The sequence below is a fragment of the Bradyrhizobium sp. WSM4874 genome (assembly GCF_055811835.1).
On record NZ_JBVVPR010000017.1, the window covers coordinates 125,038 to 142,954 of the forward strand.

Consider the following 17,917-nt stretch of genomic DNA (forward strand, 5'->3'; position numbering starts at 1 on the left):
TACGGCGGCAACTTGAGTAGCGGACGCCCACCGGGCCGGCGCCAGCCTTGCCCGCAAGAATGATCGCGTTCAGGCGCGGAGGCAAATGCAATTTGGAAACGATCGAAACAAACGCGGCGCGCGCTTCTTGTGCGTTGCGAGACCGGCGGTGATGCAGCGGCTGAACGCAACAGAGTGCACACCAAGCATGCAGGCCATCGCGTCACGGCGGTTTCCTCCGAGTAACCGACCGCGTTAGGATGAGCGAAGAAACAAGATGACAAGGTGGAAGCAATGCCTGGGATCGATCGGGACGGCGTCGGAATCTACTACGAGGTTCATGGCGAAGGTCCGCCGCTGCTGCTCACCCACGGCTACTCCTCGACCTCGGCGATGTGGCATGGGCAGGTCGAGGCGCTTGCCAGGGATCACAAGCTGATCTTGTGGGACATGCGCGGTCACGGCCAGTCTGACTATCCCGCCGATGCCGCCGCTTACAGCGAAGCGCTCACGGTCGGCGACATGGCGGCGATCCTCGATGCGGTCGGCACTGAGCGCGCCATCATCGGCGGACTGTCGCTCGGCGGCTACATGTCGCTCGCCTTCGCTCGCGCGCATCCAAAGCGCGTCCGCGCGCTGCTGATTATCGACACCGGCCCGGGCTTCAAGAAAGATGACGCACGCGAGGCCTGGAATGCGCGGGCGCTCGCCACTGCCGACAAGCTCGATCGCGAAGGGCTCGACGTGCTGAAGGCGGCGACGCGCGAGCGCGCCACCGCGAACCATCGCAGTGCCAGGGGATTGGCGCTCGCCGCACGCGGCATGCTGACCCAGCGCGATGCGAAGGTGATCGAGCTACTGCCAGAGATCAAGGTGCCCAGCCTGATCGTGGTCGGCGCCGACGACACGCCGTTTCTCGCCGCGTCCGACTATATGGCCGCGAAAATTCCCGGCGCACAAAAGGCCGTGATCCCCGCCGCCGGGCACGCCGTCAACATCGACCAGCCGCAGGCTTTTGTTGACGCGGTGCTGCCTTTCCTGAAGAACTTGCCGGAATAGATCGGACAGGAACACTGGCAATGAAGCGAGCGATGTTGGCTGCGGGCGCGGTGTTGCTGTCAGTATCCGCGCAGGCCGAGCAATTCGGCGGGACACCGCCCCGCCTGCCCTTCGTCGCGACCTTGTCGAACAACACCCCGCTCGCCTTCGGCATGGATGCCGGGCAAACCGCGCGCGCCCTCGGCCAACCCCTGCAATATGTGAGGGGCCGCCCCGGCAACGAGATCTATCTCGCGCTTCGCAATATCGGCGGCAGCGGACTGATCTCCAACCGTCACCGCCTGTTCCTGCAGTTTCGTCATGGCCGGTTGGCGGGATGGAAGGAGGATTACGGCGAGAACTGGATGTGGGAGTGAGACGCAGAGCAATCCTCTCTGCGCCATCATGCGTTGAAGCTGCCACATCGTCATGGCCGGGCTTGTCCCGGCCATCCACGGTCTTTCCTGCCTCACCAAGAACGTGGATGCCCGGGACGAGCCCGGGCATGACGAGTTTGTGGAACGAGCGGAACCCGCAATCGAAGACTAACTAAAAAGGACAACCCGCGTGGGACAAGACATCAAGCTGACGGCCTCCGATAATTTCCAGCTCAGTGCCTATCGCGCTGACCCCGCGGGCACGGCGAAGGGCGCGGTGGTGGTGATCCAGGAAATTTTCGGGGTCAACCATCACATCCGCTCGGTCTGCGATCGCCTCGCCGGGGAAGGCTATGTCGCGATCGCGCCGTCGATCTTCGACCGGACCTCGCCGGGCTTCCAGTCCGGCTACACGCCTGACGAGATCGCGGAAGCGCGCAAGTTCGTCGCCAGTCCGGATTGGGACGCGATGCTGCGCGATACGCAGGCGGCGATCGATGCGGTGAAGAGCGTCGGTCCGGTTGGCATCATCGGCTTTTGCCTGGGCGGTAGCGTCGCCTTTGTCGCGGCGACGCGGCTGTCGGGCCTGAATGCCGCTATCGGCTATTACGGCGGCGCCGTCGTGCGCTTTGCTGACGAGACACCAAAAGCGCCGACGCAGCTGCATTTTGGCGAGAAGGATGCCGGCATTCCCCTGACCGACGTGGAGACCATCAAGACGAAGCGGCCGGACGTCGAGGTCTTCGTCTATCCGGGCGCCCAGCACGGCTTCCATTGCGATGAGCGGGCGAGCTATGACAAGGCGAGCGCCGACATCGCCTGGCCGCGCAGCATGGAATTTTTCGCCAGGCATTTGAAATCGTAGCGCGCGGCTTCGCTGTCATTCCGGGAGGCGCCGACAGGCGCAGGCGCGCAATGGCGAGCAGGAATCGGGTGGCTGCATCCTGCTGCCCGGCGATAGAGCTGGCTGATCAAGCCATCGTACGCCGGGAGATCGTCATGCAGCAGGCCAATACGAACATCGTCATCCGCAATCCGTTCGGCACCATGGACGTGCCCGCGCCTGATGATCGCGACGTCATGGACTATGCCGCAACCGCCTTACTTTCGGGCGATGCGGCCGACGACAACGCGGCGCATTGGGCAGACATTCAGGCGCTGTCCGATCCTCTGGAAGGCCCGTGGGCCAGCCGCTGGAATGGCGGCGCCGATCCGACCATCGCCGGCGATACGCCGGAGACGTGGAAAGACGGGCGCGCGGAGGTGCGGGTCGCAGGCGGACGCATCTATCTGCGCTTCGATTGGGATCACGGCCGACGGCACGGGCTGATCGATGCTGCGCGCGAGGGCGCGCGCCTGGTGGGGAAATACATCAACCTAACCAATCCCGCGATCACGCGGCCATGGATCGGGCGCGTGGTCGATGCCGCGCGCATCGACGGATGTTTTCCGAACGGGCGGCTGGATTTCAGAAGGTGAGCTAGAGCTTCGGTTCTGATTGCATCAGAGCCGAAGCTCTAGATTCATTTTTGACGCGTTTTCTTCACGCGAACCGGTATCCACTTCGCTCGAAAACGCTCTAGAACCAGCGCTCGCCGACGAACACGGTGTCGCCGGGGCTCAAGGGGGTGCCGAGCGGCACCACGGCGCGCATGGCTCCGCCGGCTTCGGTATGCGTGACGGTGACCACGTCGCGCTTGGCGCGGGGCGAGAAGCCGCCGGCGATCGCGACGGCGCTTTCGACCGTCATGTTTGGCACGTAAGGATACTGGCCGGGCGCGGAGACTTCGCCCAGAATGAAGAACGGGCGATAGGCCTCGATCTCGACGGCGACCGAGGGTTCGCGGATGTAGCCGTTGCGCAGCCGCGCGGCGATCTCGCCCGCAAGTCCCGCCGGAGTGCGACCGCGTGCGGGCACGCCGCCGATCAGCGGCATGGTGATGGATCCGCCGGCGTCGATCGCGTAGCTGTTGGTGAGACCTTCCTGGCCATATACCACGACGCGCAGCCTGTCGCCGGCGTCGAGATGGTAGGAGGAATCGTAGCGGACCGGCGCCGCCATCGGTGCGGCGTAACCGACCGGCATGGGCGCAGGCGAAGAGGCAAAGGAATTGCGCAACGCCCCGATGGCGCCGCCACCGTCGGCGACCGCGACCGGCTGTGGCGCGTAATAGGGCTGGCCATAGGCCATGGAGTCGAGATCGGCGCGCGGCTGCATCACCGCGACGGGGCCGGCGGTCTGCATGCAGCCGCCAAGGGCAAGCGCGGCGGACGCTGCCAGGGACACTGCCGAAATCGACCATCGAAACGCGCGTGCAACCGGCACCGGACCTATCCCTCGAAACGAGACAAATCCAGTGATGCACCGGTTATGGTTAATAAAGCGTTGAGGGGGCGGGTGGCGATGCGGCTAAGGGCGCAGTGCGCTCCCTCTCCCGCTTGCGGGAGAGGGTTGGGGAGAGGGTGTCTCCACGACGAGACAGCCCCCTAGAGGAAAGAGCCCTCACCCGCCGCGCTCGGGACGATGCTTCGCATCGCCCGAGTCGCGTCGACCTCTCCCGCAAGCGGGAGAGGTGCAGCGAGTTCGTGGTTAGACTTACGCGCTCACACCCACCCCGATCGGGCAGGACACGCCGGTGCCGCCCAGGCCGCAATAGCCGGCGGGATTCTTGGCGAGATATTGCTGATGATAGTCCTCGGCAAAGTAGAATTCGCCGGCGGGTGCGATCTCGGTGGTGATGGTGCCGAGACCTTTTGCAGCAAGCGCCTTCTGATAGAGCGCCTTCGATTGATCGGCCGCTTTCTTCTGCGCGTCTGAATAGGTGTAGATCGCGCTTCGATATTGCGTGCCGACGTCGTTGCCCTGACGCATGCCCTGCGTCGGGTTGTGGCTCTCCCAGAACGTCTTCAACAGCTTCTCGTACGACACCTTGGTCGGATCGAACACGACCAGCACCACTTCGGTGTGACCGGTGCGGCCCGAGCAGGTCTCTTCATAAGTCGGGTTCGGCGTGTGGCCGCCGGCATAGCCGACAGCGGTGGCGTAGACGCCGTCGCCGAGCTCCCAGAACTTGCGCTCGGCGCCCCAGAAGCAGCCGAGCCCAAACACCGCCTGCTCGAGACCGGCGGGATAAGGCGGCTGCAACTTCGCGCCGTTGACGAAATGGGTGGTCGCGGTCGGAATGGCTTGCGCACGGCCCGGCAGCGCTTCCGTGGCGCTCGGCAATGCGGTGGTCTTGCGCATGAACAGCATGGACGGATCTCCAAGAACGAGCTGTCGGTCGCCTGGGACAAGCTATTGAGCCAAGGCGATGAGCCAAGCGCTCAGGCGGCGTGCTCGTGATCAGTTGGGAATATAAGTCTTTACGCGCAAAGGGGCAGCCCTGTTACGCCGCCCGCGCGCCGGTTCGAGTCGCGCGGATTGAAAGCTCAATCCCGGGAATAGCCGATCAGCGGCTTGCGCGGGCGGAACAGGATCATCAGGAGGATGCCGAGAATGCCGAGGACGGCGAAAACCGGCTGATCCAGCACCAGGCGGATCACCGAGGTCCAGAGCCAGGGCGCCTTGGCCTCGACCCAGGTCCGGAATGCCGTCTGGCTGGCCTGATTGATGTCGTTCCAGAACTGGCCGAAGCGAGTGAACCGCAGGGTCTGGTCGGCCACCCAGCGGGCGCCGTCGTAGACCATGAAGATGAACCCGCCGGCGAGCAGCAACAGCCCAATCAGTCGGAAAAAGCCGCGGATCATGCCTCACCCTCTATGGTCGTCCGATCGGACGACCCTCGGAACGCCGCCAGCCAATACAAGGGAGACGGCAGAAATTCAACCTCTTCAGGGCGTTACGGCACTCATCCGCGCCCTAAGGGGCTGCTTGTCCAGCCCGGGAAAGCGTTGACGGTGCCAAAGACCCTCTCTATAAGGGCGCCAACTGGCGGCGGGCGCAATCCTGCCGCCGCTGTTCTTTGAGCAGATGCAGGCTCTTTGGGCCTCAGAGACGGCCGAAAGGCTGTCGCTCATGTTCCGGGAACGGCCTAGCAACCGAACACCTTAAATCCGAGCGTCGATTACGCGGTCAAGCAAGCCGGCGCTACCCGACCAAGACGCGACCGGTACCCGCAAAGGACATTGAGACCATGGCCAATACCACTTCCGCCAAGAAAGCGACGCGCAAGATCGCCCGCCGCACCGCCGTCAACAAGTCGCGCCGCACCCAGATGCGCGGTGCCGTGCGTAACGTCGAAGAAGCCATCAAGACCGGCGACCGCGCCGCTGCCGTGACGGCGCTGGCGAATGCCGAGCCCGCTTTGATGCGCGCCGCGCAGCGAAACATCATTCACAAGAACAATGCCAGCCGCAAAGTCTCGCGGCTCACCGCGCAGATCGCCAAGCTCGCCAAGTAAACTCGCGAGCGTTCTGGCACGCCGTCCGGTCGAGTCATTCGATCGGGCGATCACATCGCACATCACACCCGTCAAACAGCCCGGCATCGCGCCGGGCTTTTTTGTTGCCCGTCATAGTCACGCAACCAGTCACGCGGCGAACGACCTTCGATCGGAGGATTGCGGCGTTTGCACCATGATGCGTCCGTAGTTTTACCTGCGAATGGTTTTGCAACAGCGGAAACTTCCACCGCGGTGCAAAAAGCCCCTGCGAGGCGGGCGCAAGTTGAATTCGTGTGCCTGCGAGTTCTGCACACCGTAGTTTCCCCGGATCGCGTCACGCGATGGAGTTACCCTGTGAAACGAGACTCAAAAAACGATGGCTCGCTAACAACTTATCGACATAGTGACGCCAAGCATTTGGAAAATTCACCCGCGCGTCGCGCGCGTGACGCTTTTGTAAAAAATTTTTGGCGGTGGCGGAGAATTGTCACATCAAACGTGGCGTCTTCGATTCTGAGCACGATTCCAAAAACTTGCTCTGAAGCCTGTGCACAAGTCTGCGTGGCGTTAACGCAGATCAAGATTTTTGATGCCTCAAGTGTGAATCAATTCCGTTGCGAGTCTTTCCGCATAGTGTATTCCTTAAGAGGTCAGCGGCGCCCACGATCTTGAGACCAGCGCGGTATCGGAAACGGGGCGAGCGTGCAAATCGGCGGCGATGTGCACGTAGGCGGCGCTTCAACAAGCGATTGTCGGATCAAAACCCACAGCAATGTGGGACGGTAGCTCTTTGTCTGAATGTCTCCAAGCGGGATCTATCTCTTGCGCTTAAGAGACATCTTGAAAGCTGCCCCGACAGGCATGATGGCGAAGCCGAGCGGACGACGAGTACACGGGCAGGCATCCGACTAAGACGCGGGTGTCGTTTAGACACGCAGGACCTTGTCGTGAGCAATTACGGCAGGACGGGGAGGTATCATGTCTTACGAACTCAACGCGGTATTGAAACACATTTCGACTTCCAGCATTTCGACTTCCAGCGATGCCGTTTTAGATCCGTCGGACACCAAGCCTCCCGCGTGTCACGGAGCGCCGAGTACGCGCTGACCTCGCGACCCCTCCATCTCTAGACATCGCTGATCGGACGCGGCGTTTCCGCCGAACGGTCGAGCCATGCCTGCAGGTGAAATCGCTTGAGGTCCCGCCATCGCAAATATCCCTGGGCAGGTATCCCTGGCAGGAACTCTGCATGGCGCTCACCACGCAACCTTATCTCTCAAGAAAAGTTCTCAAATGATGACAACCCCGGAACAGGATCGCTGGTCACGCGTGAAGAGTCGGCTGCGCTCGAACGTTGGCGAGGACGTCTATACGAGCTGGTTCGCGCGCATGGATCTGGAAGGCGTCCAGGACGAGAGCGTGCGTCTGTCGGTGCCGACCCGCTTCCTGAAGAGCTGGATCCAGGCCCATTATGCCGAGCGCGTGCTGTCGTGCTGGCAGGCCGAGATGCCCGAAGTGCATCGCATCGATCTCACCGTGCGCTCGGCCGTGCGCCCCGTGGTTCAGCAGAAGGAAGCGCCCGCGCCGATCGAAACGCGCCGCTCGCCTGCGCCGGAGCTGCGTTCGACCGCGACCGCGCCGGTCTCGGCCAATCATGATGCGCTCGGCGGCTCGCCGCTCGATCCGCGCCTGACATTTGCAAGCTTCGTCGTCGGTCGCTCCAACACGCTGGCGCATGCGGCTGCGCGTCAGGTCGCCGAGGGTCGTCGCGGCGATCCCGTCATGTTCAATCCGCTCTATATCCATGCGGGTGTCGGCCTCGGCAAGACGCATCTCCTGCAGGCGGTGACCTGGGCCGGCAATTCCGGCAACGAGCGCAAGGTGCTCTATCTCACCGCCGAGAAATTCATGTACGGTTTCGTCGCCGCGCTGAAGACGCAGACGGCGCTGGCCTTCAAGGAAGCGTTGCGCGGCATCGACGTGCTCGTGATCGACGATCTCCAGTTCCTGCAGGGCAAGTCGACCCAGGCCGAGTTCTGTCACACGCTGAACGCGCTGATCGATGCCGGCCGCCAGGTGGTGATCGCGGCCGACCGTCCGCCGTCCGATCTCGAAAGCCTCGACGACCGCGTGCGCTCGCGGCTGGCCGGCGGCCTCGTGGTCGAGATGGCCTCGCTCGGCGAGGAGCTGCGGCACGGTATTCTCAAGTCGCGCGTCGCCGCGGCCCGCGCCCATCATGCGACCTTCGAGGTGCCGGAGGAGGTGCTGACCTATCTGGCCCGCGCCATCACCCACAACGGCCGCGATCTCGAAGGCGCGATCAACCGCCTGCTCGCGCATTCGAAGCTCAACAGCCGGCCGGTGACGCTGGAGATGGCGGAGCACGAGGTGCGCGACCTGATCCGGCCGCAGGAGCCGAAGCGGATCAAGATCGAGGACATCCAGCGCGTGGTGGCACGGCAGTATAATGTCAGCCGCTCCGACCTCTTGTCCTCGCGCCGGACCGCCAACGTGGTCCGTCCGCGCCAGGTGGCGATGTATCTCGCCAAGACGCTGACCCTGCGATCGCTGCCGGAAATCGGCCGCCGCTTCGGCGGGCGCGACCACACCACGGTGCTGCACGCCGTGCGCAAGATCGAGGCCCTGGTTTCCAAGGACACGGCGCTGTCGGACGAGGTCGAATCGCTCAAGCGCCAGCTTCAGGAATAAACGCCTATTTTCTTCCGGCCCCATCCCAAGCTGCATCGGAGGTCGTCATGCCCGGGCTTGTCCCGGGCATCCACGTTCTTAGGACCGCGAACCAAGACGTGGATGGCCGGGACAAGCCCGGCCATGACGGGTGCAGAGACGTCCGTGCCCGGCGAGGCGTTCAGCGCGTTGCGGAAACATCGGTAAATCGTGGGGAACTGCCTCCCGATCCCTTGAATCCGGAGGCCATCCGCGCCACCTTGCGCGACCCTGACGGCTTTGGTCATATCGGCTGGATGATCCGGCCTTCCGGGGTCTTCGGTGCCGTGGCGCGCGTCCAGCCGCCCGGCTTTTCCAGATGTGTGTTTCCTTGGGGATCGGGCGAGTAGTGCAATGAAGGTTACGGTCGAACGCGCGCAACTCCTGAAGTCGCTGGGCCACGTCCACCGCGTGGTCGAGCGCCGCAACACGATTCCGATCCTCGGCAACGTGCTTGTTAGGGCCGAGAACGCGAAATTGTCGCTGAAGGCGACCGACCTCGACCTCGAGGTCACCGAAACGCTCGCGGCGGAAACCGCGACCGCGGGCTCCACCACCGTGCCGGCGCACATGTTCTACGACATCGTCCGCAAGCTGCCGGACGGTTCGCAGATCGTGCTCGAAGCCGATGGCGACCGCGCCGTGCTGGCGATCCGCGCCGGCCGCTCCCGCTTCACGCTGCAGACCCTGCCGGAGAATGATTTTCCGGATCTCGCCGCCGGCGACATGTCGCATTCGTTCAGTCTCGCCGCCAAGGACGTCAAGCGGCTGATCGACCGCACCCAGTTCGCGATCTCCACGGAGGAGACCCGCTATTATCTCAACGGCATCTACCTGCATGCCGCGGGCTCCGCCAAAGCCGCCACCCTGCGCGGCGTCGCCACCGACGGCCACCGCCTCGCCCAGCTCGACCTGGTGCAGCCCAAGGGCGCCGAGGGCATGCCCGGCGTGATCGTGCCGCGCAAGACCGTCGGCGAAGTGCAGCGTCTGATCGAGGACAACGAGGCCGAGGTCACGATCGAGCTGTCGCAGGCCAAGATCCGCTTCACCATCGGCAATGTGGTGCTGACCTCAAAACTGATCGACGGCACCTTCCCCGATTACGGCCGCGTGATCCCGCAGGGCAACGACAAGGAGCTCGTCGTCGACAAGAAGGATTTCGAGAACGCGGTCGACCGCGTCTCGACGATTTCCAGCGAGCGCGGGCGCGCCGTGAAACTCTCGCTGTCGCCGGGCAAGCTGGTGCTGTCGGTGACCAATCCGGATTCCGGCAGCGCGACCGAAGAGCTCGAAGTCGAATACGCTTCCGACGCGCTCGATATCGGCTTCAACTCCCGCTACCTACTCGACATCGCCGCCCAGATCGAAGGCGACGTCGCAACGCTCCGGCTCGCCGACCCCGGCTCGCCCACCTTGGTGCAAGACCGCGACGACAAGAGCGCGCTGTACGTGCTGATGCCGATGCGGGTGTGAGGGCTACCGGCGCTCCTTCGCATCGACTACATCCGTCATGGCCGGGCTTGTCCCGGCCATCCACGTCTTTGGAGACAAAACGTGGATGCCCGGCAATGACAAAGACAACATGACCCCCTCCCGCATTCATCGCCTGACGCTGACGCATTTTCGTAATTACCGGGCGGCGGGGCTCGAGGCTAAGGCTGACTTGGTGGCGCTGGTCGGGCCGAACGGAGCGGGCAAGACCAATTGCATCGAGGCGATCTCGTTCCTGTCGCCGGGCCGCGGCCTGCGGCGCGCGACGCTGGACGACGTCGCCGACAACCAGGGCGACGGCTCCTGGGCGGTGTCGGCACAGGTCGAGGGCGCGCTGGGCCTTGCCACGCTCGGCACCGGCATCGATCCGCCGCGCGCAGACGCCGCGGTCAGCCGGCGCTGCCGCATCGACCGCGAACCGGTCAATTCGGCGGCGTCCTTCGGCGACCACATCCGCATGGTGTGGCTGACGCCGGCGATGGACGGGCTGTTCATGGGCGCGGCGTCCGAGCGGCGGCGCTTCTTCGACCGCCTGGTGCTTGCCATCGACAGCGACCATTCCAGCCGCATCTCCGCGCTCGAACGCTCCCTGCGCTCGCGCAACCGCCTGCTCGAGACGCGCAATTACGACGACCATTGGTGTGACGCGATCGAGCGCGAGACCGCGGAGCTTGCGGTCGCGGTCGCCGCGACCCGCGGCCAGACCGCGGCGCGGCTGACCGGTATGCTGAACGCTCGCGCGCAGGCCTCCGCCTTCCCCTCGGCGCAGATCGCGCTCGACGGCTGGATGGAGAACGCGCTGCTGACGGAGACCGCGACCTCGGTCGAGGACCGCTACCGCCAGATCCTGCGCGACAACCGTCCGCGTGACGCCATCGCCGGCCGCACCACGGATGGTCCGCATCTCACCGATCTGCAGGTGATCTACGCGCCGAAAAGCATGCCGGCGCGCGATGCCTCGACCGGCGAGCAGAAGGCGCTGCTGATCGGGCTGGTGCTGGCGCATGCGAGCCTGGTCGCCGAGATGACCGGCATCGTGCCGTTGCTGCTGCTCGACGAGGTCGTCGCGCATCTCGATCCTAATAGGCGCGCGGCGCTGTTCGACGAGTTGCGCAAACTCGGCGCGCAGGTGTGGTTGACCGGCGCAGACCCCGCCGCCTTCGCCGAGATCGGCGCTGGGGGCGAGATCTTTGACGTCGAAAGCGGACAGGTATCGGCCCGGCGCTAGTCGCCGCCGTTGAACCAGCCCCATTTCCGCCGCGACTAGTTGCCGGAGGCGGCGGCGACGGTGTCGCAGCCGTTTTGCAATCGCGCAATGACATCACGCGCGAGACCCTGGAGAGTGAGATGCGGGCGGCAAGGTCCGGGGCGCAAGCTCCGGCACGATGGCGGGCGTTTGCGTGCGGCCTCGTCTTGCTCGCGACGTGCATGCTCGCGGCAAGCGCCGGCGCCTGGATGCCGCAGCCGCTGTTTTCGGCCGATCTCACGCCGGATCCCGATGCCAGGTTGCCCGCACCGACCCGCTACAGCTTTAGAGGGATCCACACCACCCTGATGCGGGGCGTCGAAGCGCCGCTTCGCGTCAAGCTCGAAGCCACCGTGCCCGCCGGGCTCAGCGACGTTCTCGCCTTCTACCGCAGGGAGCTCGCAAAGCTCGGCTGGCAGGAGCAGCACGATGGCGCCGTCGTCTCCGCCGATCACGTGCAACTCGCGTTCGTCTCTCCGCTCGGGCCGGCCATGCTGGAGCTCGGCCGCAAAGACAGCAGCACCTTGGTCCATCTCGTGCAGAAGAACTCGGATACTGCAACCCGGGCGAATGTCATGCCCGAACCGGGCCAGGCGAAGCTGGTGTTCAGCAACATCGGCGAGACGGAAGCCGTGCTCGGGATCAACGCGCGGACCATCAAGCGCGCCGCCGGCGCTAACGCCGTCTCGCTGGATCTGGCGCCCGGCAAATATTCCTACGAATTGGGCGTCCCCGGCCGTCCGGCCCGGACCCACATCCTCACCGTCGCGGCCGGCGACGCCTGGGAGCTCACCGTCGGGCGCGACGGCGAGGCATGGTCGCCGCTCCAGCTGTATTGACTGGTCCGGGATGTTTGAACCTGCCCGGTTCCTGCCGCGACTTCTCGTCTGAGGCTCGCCGACGGTGTCGCAGCCGTTGCAATCGCGCGCGCCCAGGCGACGCGCGGCATCCAGGAGACGTAACAATGGCGATGATCCCGCGCGGGATGCAAGTCCCGGCACGATGGCGGCTGCTTGCATGCGGTCTCTTCCTGATGGCGAGCTGCTCGATCGCAGCCGGCGCCGACGAGGGCGTCGTCGACGTCCACGCGCTGCCGCAGCTCGAAGGTGCGGTGGAAGACACCTCGCGCCCCGATCCCTATCGCGTCGAATATCGCGTACCGACGCCGCAGGCCGTGACACTGCCCGCGATCCAAAAGCTCCTGAGCGCCAACGGCTGGGTGTCCTATGTGATGCCGCTTGAGGAGAAAAGCACCCTGCTGAAGTTCAGGAAGGGACGACAGGGCCTTTCCGTTCATTTCACGCAGGCGCCCGGCCGGCCCGACCAGTCCGTGGTTTACTACACGACCGACCGGATCTACGGGAACGTGCCGTTTCCGGAAGGCGCAAGCGACATCGTGTTCGACGGGACCCGACCCTATCTCGGCTGCGTCGCGCCGACGCCGCTCGATGCAACGTCGGGTTTCTATGCCAGCCAGATGGCTGCGATCGGCTGGCAGAAGCTCACGCCGGAAACCGCTGCGCGCTGGACGACCAGCCTGGATGAAACCGCTCCCAACGGCCTGCGCGCGTTCTACGCGCACGCCGATAGCAAGGAGACCGGCTTCTATCAGCAGAAGCCTGTAATGCTGACGCTGACGCGCCGCGACGATGGCCGCACCAATGTCGATATCCGGGTCGCGCCCTTCGCCCTACCCAGCGAGCTCAAGGCCGATAGCGATCTGGCCGGCCTGCCGCGGCCGAGCCCGACCAAGACGGCCAGGGGCCTCGGCAGCGCAAGCTCCGACAAGCGCGAGATGTCGGCCGCCGCGATGGCCGAGCTGCCCGCCGTGCTCGCCTTCTATCACCGCGAGCTTGCCGCGCGCGGCTGGCAGGAGGACGGCAGCGCGCCACTCGCGCCCGGCGACGAGGTCGCGATCAAGATCTCTTCGGCGGAGGAAACCGGCGTGCTGCGGCTCGGCCGCAAATACGATTTCACCATGGTCAGCCTCACCGTGCAGGTGAAGGGATCCGCGCTTGCCGCCCGTGCAAAGGCGAAGAAAGAGGCGGACGAAAAGTTCCTTGGGGATGCGTTAGGTGCGGCCAAGCAGCTGATCACCGCCGACGAAGCAAGGCGCAAGGTGCAGGCGGCCGCATTGTCTGACGCGCCGCTGAATGCGCTCGCCGACAGCAAGACTCCGGTGCCGCTGCCCGAAAACGCCGAAGGCGTGAACTTCGAGGGCGAGGACGGCAGGCTCGAATTCTCCTCGACCTCGAGCGTGAAGGCGCTCACCGCGTTCTATCGCGCATCGCTCAAGCCAGCGGGCTGGAAAGAGCAGCCCTCCGTCATCAACCAGCCCAACATGGCGATGATGGAATTCTCCAAGAGCGGCAAGTCGATTTCGATGACCGTGATGCAGATGGGGCCGAAGGTGAACGTCAGCGCCAACGGCTCCGGTCTGGTCGTCGCCGCGGCGAAGCCCGTCGAGGCCAAATCGACGCAGGCTAAGGCGGTCCAGACCAAATCGAGGGAGCCGCTCACGCCCGATTCCGATTCCGCCCTGCCGGTGCCGACACAGCGCAGTTCGACCGGATTAAGCTCCACGAAATTCCCCGGCAGCGACCAGTCGTTCCGGACCGAGCTCGAAGCCAGCGTCCCCGCCGAGCTTGGCGAGGTCCTCGCCTTCTATCGCGCGGAGCTGGCCAAGCGGGGTTGGCAGGAAAAGACCGACGGCGCGATCGTGACGGCCGAGCGGGCTGAGCTCGCGTTCACCTCGCCGGAGGGACCGGCCGTGCTGAAGCTCGGCCGCGCCAGGGACGAGACGACGGTCAGCCTGATGCAGCGAAATCCGCAGGCCGCGGCCAAGGCCGACATCATGCCGAAGGCGGGACAGGCGAGATTGATGCTCGGCAATATGGGGCCGAAGGAAGCATCGCTGACGATCAACAATCAGACCGTGAAGATCGCGGCCGGCGCCGGCGGTCCGCAGTTGCCAAAAGGCCCGATGCTCGATCTGCCGCCCGGCAAGTACCAGTACGCGCTGCGCCTGCCCGGACGTCCTGCTCGCACCGAGACGCTCACCGTAGCCGCCGGCGATGCCTGGGGCCTCCTGGTGGGACCAAGCGGAGACGTGCTGCCGCTGCAGATGTATTGAGCCAGGGGCGCTGATGCGGAGAACGGAGATGGCGACCGTAAGGCGCATGATGAGAGGGCCGGCACGCCGCTTGCTGCCGCTGTGCGGCGTCGTGCTTCTCGCAGGCGGTCTGGCCGCCGCAAGCGCGGGCGGATGGATACCACATCCATGGCCGCAAACTTCGGCCGCACTCACACCGGCGGATCCCGGCGCCGACATGCCGGTGCCGAAGCAACACAACTTCTTCGCCTCCAAAACCACCCGTGCGACCGGCATTGAAGTCCCGCTGCGTGTCGGATACGAAACCCATGTGCAAGCCGAGCTCAGCGATGTGCTGGCCTTCTACCGCACGGAGCTCGCAAAGCGCGGCTGGGAGGAAAAGCCGCACGGCACGATGGTCGCCGCCGATCACGCTCAACTCGCCTTCGTCTCCCCAAAGGGGCCGGCCACCCTGAAGCTGGCCCGCGCCAAGGACGAGACCACGGTCGAGCTTGTGCAGCGGAATACCGAGGCCGCGGCCAAGGCCAACTTCCTGCCGATAGCCGGACAAGCGCGGCTGATATTCGGCTATCTTGTACCTGACGTGGCTTCGCTCACGATCAACGATAGGACCGTCGAGATCGCGGGCGGCGCAAATCACCCACAAACGCTGGATCTGCCGCCCGGCACCTATTCCTACGAGCTGCGCGTGTCCGGCCATCTGTCGCGTACCGACACCATCACCCTGGCTGCGGGCGAAGCTTGGTCCCTCAGGTGGGATGACGACGATCAGAAGCCGGATCAGATCTACTGAACCCGCTGGCCGGTTCCGGGGCGCCACGGCCCTCTCAGATCGCTTCTCCGCCCCGCAAAATCCACGTCTCTGAGGGCTGAAAACAGAGCGTCGAATCAGGCTTTTTGCAGCGGCCGAAATCGGCCATCGTGAGGCTTGAAAATAGGCTAAAAAACCCTATCTCATCAAAGACTTGCCGGGAGATACTTTGCGCTAGGCGCAATCCGTCTTTCGTGGCACAAATAGCCTGCATATCAGCGCCTTTTGCGCCGCTGATTCGGGCGACATCTCGAAGGCCTCTCATGACAGAACCTGCTCGGCAGACGCCTGCCGAAAACGAACCCTCAAATCCGAGCGATTACGGGGCGGAATCGATCCGCGTGCTCAAGGGTCTCGACGCCGTTCGCAAGCGCCCGGGCATGTATATCGGCGACACCGATGACGGCTCGGGCCTGCATCATATGGTCTACGAGGTCGTCGACAACGCGATCGACGAGGCGCTCGCGGGACATGCTACGCGCGTCGACGTCGTGCTCAATGCCGACAATTCCGTCACCGTGCGCGACGACGGACGCGGCATTCCCGTCGACATCCACAAGGGCGAAGGCATCTCGGCAGCCGAAGTCATCATGACCCAGCTCCATGCCGGCGGTAAGTTCGACCAGAATTCCTACAAGGTTTCCGGCGGCCTGCACGGCGTCGGCGTCTCGGTCGTCAACGCGCTGTCGAGCAAGCTCGGCTTGCGCATCTGGCGCGACAACAAGGAACACTACATCGAATTCGCCCATGGCGATGCGGTCGCGCCGCTCAAGGTGGTCGGCGACGCGCCCGGCAGGCGTGGCACCGAGGTGACGTTCCAGGCCTCGACCGAAACCTTCAAGAACATCGAGTATGATTTCGCCACGCTGGAGCACCGGCTGCGCGAGCTCGCCTTCCTCAACTCCGGCGTCAACATCGCCCTTTCGGACATGCGGCACGCGGTCGAGAGGCGCGAGGAGATGCACTATTCCGGCGGCGTCGAGGAATTCGTCAAATATCTCGACCGCAACAAGAAGGCGATCGTGCCGGCGCCGATCATGGTGCGCGCGGAAGCCAACGGCATCGGTGTCGAGGCGGCCCTTTGGTGGAACGACAGCTACCACGAGAACGTGCTGTGCTTCACCAACAACATCCCGCAGCGCGACGGCGGCACCCATCTCGCCGGTTTCCGCGGTGCGCTGACGCGCCAGGTCAACGGCTATGCCGAGGCCAATGCGAAAAAGGAAAAGATCGCGCTCACCGGCGACGATTGCCGCGAAGGCCTCACCGCCGTTCTTTCGGTGAAGGTGCCGGACCCTAAATTCTCGTCGCAGACCAAGGACAAGCTGGTGTCCTCGGAAGTGCGCCCCGTGGTCGAGAACGTGCTCAACGAGGCGCTGCAGGCCTGGTTCGAGGAGCATCCTTCCGAAGCCAAGATGATCGTCGGCAAGGTGATCCAGGCCGCCGCCGCCCGTGAAGCCGCGCGAAAGGCGCGCGAGCTGACGCGCAAGAGCCCGCTCTCGGTCTCCTCGCTGCCCGGCAAGCTCGCCGATTGCCAGGAGAAGGACCCGGCGAAATCCGAGCTCTTCATCGTCGAGGGTGACTCGGCAGGCGGCAGCGCCAAGCAGGGCCGCAACCGCGAATTCCAGGCCGTGCTGCCGCTGCGCGGCAAAATCCTCAACGTCGAACGCGTGCGTCCCGACAAGATGCTGGGCAGCGAGCAGATCGGCACGCTGATCACCGCGCTCGGCACCGGCATCAGCGACGAGTTCTCGATCGAGAAGCTGCGCTATCACAAGATCATCGTGATGACGGACGCCGACGTCGACGGCGCCCACATCCGCACGCTGCTGCTCACTTTCTTCTACCGGCAAATGCGCGAGATCATCGACGGCGGCTACCTCTACATCGCCCAGCCGCCGCTCTATAAGGTCAACCGCGGCAAGTCCGAGCAATATTTGAAGGACGAGCGGGCGCTGGAAGACTATCTGATCGACACCGGGCTGGACGATTGCCTCTATATTCCCGGCAGCGGCGGCGATCGCACCGGCCGCGACCTGCGCTCGCTGGTCGACGACGCCCGCGCCGTCCGCGGCATCCTGCGCAGCCTGCACACCCGCTACAATCGCAAGGTGATCGAGCAGGCCGCCATCACCGGCGTGCTCAACAAGGCGATCTACGGCGATCCGGAGAAGGCCGCCGCGGCCGCGCAATACATCGCCGCCCGCCTCGACACGCTCGCCGACGAGGTCGAGCGCGGCTGGATCGGTCAATATGTGGAAGGCCAGGGTTTCCAGTTCGAGCGCACGGTGCGCGGCGTCAAGGAAGTCGCCCTCATCGACGATGCCTTCCTGGGCTCGGTCGAAGCCCGCAAGCTCGACGAGTACACGGTGAAGCTCCAGGACGTTTATGCCCGCCCCGGCAAGCTGCGGCGCAAGGACGTCGAGCACATGGTCTACGGGCCGGTCGATCTGTTCGAGGCCGTCACCGACGCCGGCCGCAAGGGCGTCACGCTGCAGCGCTACAAAGGGCTGGGCGAGATGAACCCGGAACAGCTCTGGGAGACGACGCTGGATATCAATGCGCGATCGCTGCTCCAGGTGAAGGTCAAGGAGGTCGACGAGGCCGACGACATCTTTACCAAGCTGATGGGCGACGTGGTCGAGCCGCGCCGCGACTTCATCCAGGAACATTCGCTGAGCGCGACGATCGATATCTGAGATCGGTCGTACCGGCGATCTTGTTGCGGCCCATCCTTCGAACGCCCGCTTTGGC

Annotated in this window: 15 protein-coding genes; 12 read left to right on the forward strand and 3 right to left on the reverse strand. The window is 64.5% G+C overall.

Features of this window, described 5'->3' with window-relative positions; genetic code table 11:
* The first annotated feature begins 273 nt into the window (after positions 1 to 273).
* The 4 genes from AC0L3P_RS19345 to AC0L3P_RS19360 all read left to right on the forward strand — a co-directional run bounded on the left by AC0L3P_RS19345 (position 274) and on the right by AC0L3P_RS19360 (position 2,873).
* Complete coding sequence (locus AC0L3P_RS19345) at positions 274 to 1,038, forward strand: alpha/beta fold hydrolase (RefSeq protein WP_354205804.1); 765 nt, start codon at positions 274 to 276, stop codon at positions 1,036 to 1,038.
* Between the two features lie 20 nt (positions 1,039 to 1,058).
* The gene (locus tag AC0L3P_RS19350) at positions 1,059 to 1,394 is read left to right on the forward strand and encodes a hypothetical protein (protein WP_007598242.1); all 336 of its coding nucleotides are present in this window, start codon (positions 1,059 to 1,061) and stop codon (positions 1,392 to 1,394) included.
* A gap of 190 nt (positions 1,395 to 1,584) precedes the next feature.
* Positions 1,585 to 2,259: a dienelactone hydrolase family protein gene (locus AC0L3P_RS19355; protein ID WP_354205802.1), complete on the forward strand. Its 675-nt coding sequence runs from the start codon at positions 1,585 to 1,587 to the stop codon at positions 2,257 to 2,259.
* A 134-nt stretch (positions 2,260 to 2,393) separates the two neighbouring features.
* Entirely contained in the window at positions 2,394 to 2,873 is a 480-nt protein-coding gene (locus AC0L3P_RS19360) for a hypothetical protein (RefSeq protein ID WP_354205800.1), read from the forward strand.
* Positions 2,874 to 2,973: 100 nt separating this feature from the next.
* Here the strand turns inward: AC0L3P_RS19360 and AC0L3P_RS19365 are convergent, their stop codons facing one another.
* The 3 genes from AC0L3P_RS19365 to AC0L3P_RS19375 form a co-directional block, all read right to left on the reverse strand.
* Complete coding sequence (locus AC0L3P_RS19365) at positions 2,974 to 3,720, reverse strand: polysaccharide biosynthesis/export family protein (protein ID WP_354064467.1); 747 nt, start codon at positions 3,718 to 3,720, stop codon at positions 2,974 to 2,976.
* Between the two features lie 270 nt (positions 3,721 to 3,990).
* On the reverse strand, positions 3,991 to 4,647 hold the full coding sequence (gene msrA, locus AC0L3P_RS19370) for a peptide-methionine (S)-S-oxide reductase MsrA (protein WP_354064465.1): 657 nt from the start codon (positions 4,645 to 4,647) through the stop codon (positions 3,991 to 3,993).
* A gap of 176 nt (positions 4,648 to 4,823) precedes the next feature.
* Entirely contained in the window at positions 4,824 to 5,141 is a 318-nt protein-coding gene (locus AC0L3P_RS19375) for a hypothetical protein (protein WP_007616084.1), read from the reverse strand.
* Between the two features lie 386 nt (positions 5,142 to 5,527).
* Between AC0L3P_RS19375 and rpsT the strand changes: the two genes are divergently transcribed.
* The 8 genes from rpsT to gyrB all read left to right on the forward strand — a co-directional run bounded on the left by rpsT (position 5,528) and on the right by gyrB (position 17,862).
* On the forward strand, positions 5,528 to 5,794 hold the full coding sequence (gene rpsT, locus AC0L3P_RS19380; protein WP_007598259.1) for a 30S ribosomal protein S20: 267 nt from the start codon (positions 5,528 to 5,530) through the stop codon (positions 5,792 to 5,794).
* A 1,278-nt stretch (positions 5,795 to 7,072) separates the two neighbouring features.
* Positions 7,073 to 8,485 (forward strand): chromosomal replication initiator protein DnaA, encoded by a 1,413-nt coding sequence (dnaA, locus tag AC0L3P_RS19385; protein WP_275169143.1) that lies wholly within the window; start codon positions 7,073 to 7,075, stop codon positions 8,483 to 8,485.
* 372 nt (positions 8,486 to 8,857) lie between these two features.
* Positions 8,858 to 9,976 (forward strand): DNA polymerase III subunit beta, encoded by a 1,119-nt coding sequence (gene dnaN / locus AC0L3P_RS19390; RefSeq protein WP_007598262.1) that lies wholly within the window; start codon positions 8,858 to 8,860, stop codon positions 9,974 to 9,976.
* 109 nt (positions 9,977 to 10,085) lie between these two features.
* On the forward strand, positions 10,086 to 11,222 hold the full coding sequence (gene recF / locus AC0L3P_RS19395; protein WP_473304039.1) for a DNA replication/repair protein RecF: 1,137 nt from the start codon (positions 10,086 to 10,088) through the stop codon (positions 11,220 to 11,222).
* Between the two features lie 119 nt (positions 11,223 to 11,341).
* Positions 11,342 to 12,079 carry a hypothetical protein gene (locus AC0L3P_RS19400; protein WP_473304041.1) on the forward strand — a complete coding sequence of 246 codons (738 nt, stop codon included), beginning with the start codon at positions 11,342 to 11,344 and terminating at the stop codon, positions 12,077 to 12,079.
* Between the two features lie 125 nt (positions 12,080 to 12,204).
* Complete coding sequence (locus AC0L3P_RS19405) at positions 12,205 to 14,373, forward strand: hypothetical protein (protein WP_473304043.1); 2,169 nt, start codon at positions 12,205 to 12,207, stop codon at positions 14,371 to 14,373.
* Positions 14,374 to 14,569: 196 nt separating this feature from the next.
* On the forward strand, positions 14,570 to 15,145 hold the full coding sequence (locus AC0L3P_RS19410; protein ID WP_473304045.1) for a hypothetical protein: 576 nt from the start codon (positions 14,570 to 14,572) through the stop codon (positions 15,143 to 15,145).
* 281 nt (positions 15,146 to 15,426) lie between these two features.
* Positions 15,427 to 17,862 carry a DNA topoisomerase (ATP-hydrolyzing) subunit B gene (gyrB, locus tag AC0L3P_RS19415; RefSeq protein ID WP_473304047.1) on the forward strand — a complete coding sequence of 812 codons (2,436 nt, stop codon included), beginning with the start codon at positions 15,427 to 15,429 and terminating at the stop codon, positions 17,860 to 17,862.
* The last annotated feature ends 55 nt before the right edge of the window (positions 17,863 to 17,917 follow it).

Excerpts from the sequence above, each read along its gene's own strand:
- AC0L3P_RS19405 (WP_473304043.1), top strand. The coding sequence starts at position 12,205 with ATGGCGATGATCCCGCGCGGGATGCAAGTCCCGGCACGATGGCGGCTG.
- AC0L3P_RS19360 (WP_354205800.1), top strand. The coding sequence starts at position 2,394 with ATGCAGCAGGCCAATACGAACATCGTCATCCGCAATCCGTTCGGCACC.
- AC0L3P_RS19375 (WP_007616084.1), bottom strand. The coding sequence starts at position 5,141 with ATGATCCGCGGCTTTTTCCGACTGATTGGGCTGTTGCTGCTCGCCGGC.
- AC0L3P_RS19410 (WP_473304045.1), top strand. The coding sequence starts at position 14,570 with ATGCCGGTGCCGAAGCAACACAACTTCTTCGCCTCCAAAACCACCCGT.
- dnaA (WP_275169143.1), top strand. The coding sequence starts at position 7,073 with ATGACAACCCCGGAACAGGATCGCTGGTCACGCGTGAAGAGTCGGCTG.
- msrA (WP_354064465.1), bottom strand. The coding sequence starts at position 4,647 with ATGCTGTTCATGCGCAAGACCACCGCATTGCCGAGCGCCACGGAAGCG.
- dnaN (WP_007598262.1), top strand. The coding sequence starts at position 8,858 with ATGAAGGTTACGGTCGAACGCGCGCAACTCCTGAAGTCGCTGGGCCAC.
- gyrB (WP_473304047.1), top strand. The coding sequence starts at position 15,427 with ATGACAGAACCTGCTCGGCAGACGCCTGCCGAAAACGAACCCTCAAAT.
- AC0L3P_RS19350 (WP_007598242.1), top strand. The coding sequence starts at position 1,059 with ATGAAGCGAGCGATGTTGGCTGCGGGCGCGGTGTTGCTGTCAGTATCC.
- rpsT (WP_007598259.1), top strand. The coding sequence starts at position 5,528 with ATGGCCAATACCACTTCCGCCAAGAAAGCGACGCGCAAGATCGCCCGC.
- recF (WP_473304039.1), top strand. The coding sequence starts at position 10,086 with ATGACCCCCTCCCGCATTCATCGCCTGACGCTGACGCATTTTCGTAAT.
- AC0L3P_RS19345 (WP_354205804.1), top strand. The coding sequence starts at position 274 with ATGCCTGGGATCGATCGGGACGGCGTCGGAATCTACTACGAGGTTCAT.
- AC0L3P_RS19400 (WP_473304041.1), top strand. The coding sequence starts at position 11,342 with ATGCGGGCGGCAAGGTCCGGGGCGCAAGCTCCGGCACGATGGCGGGCG.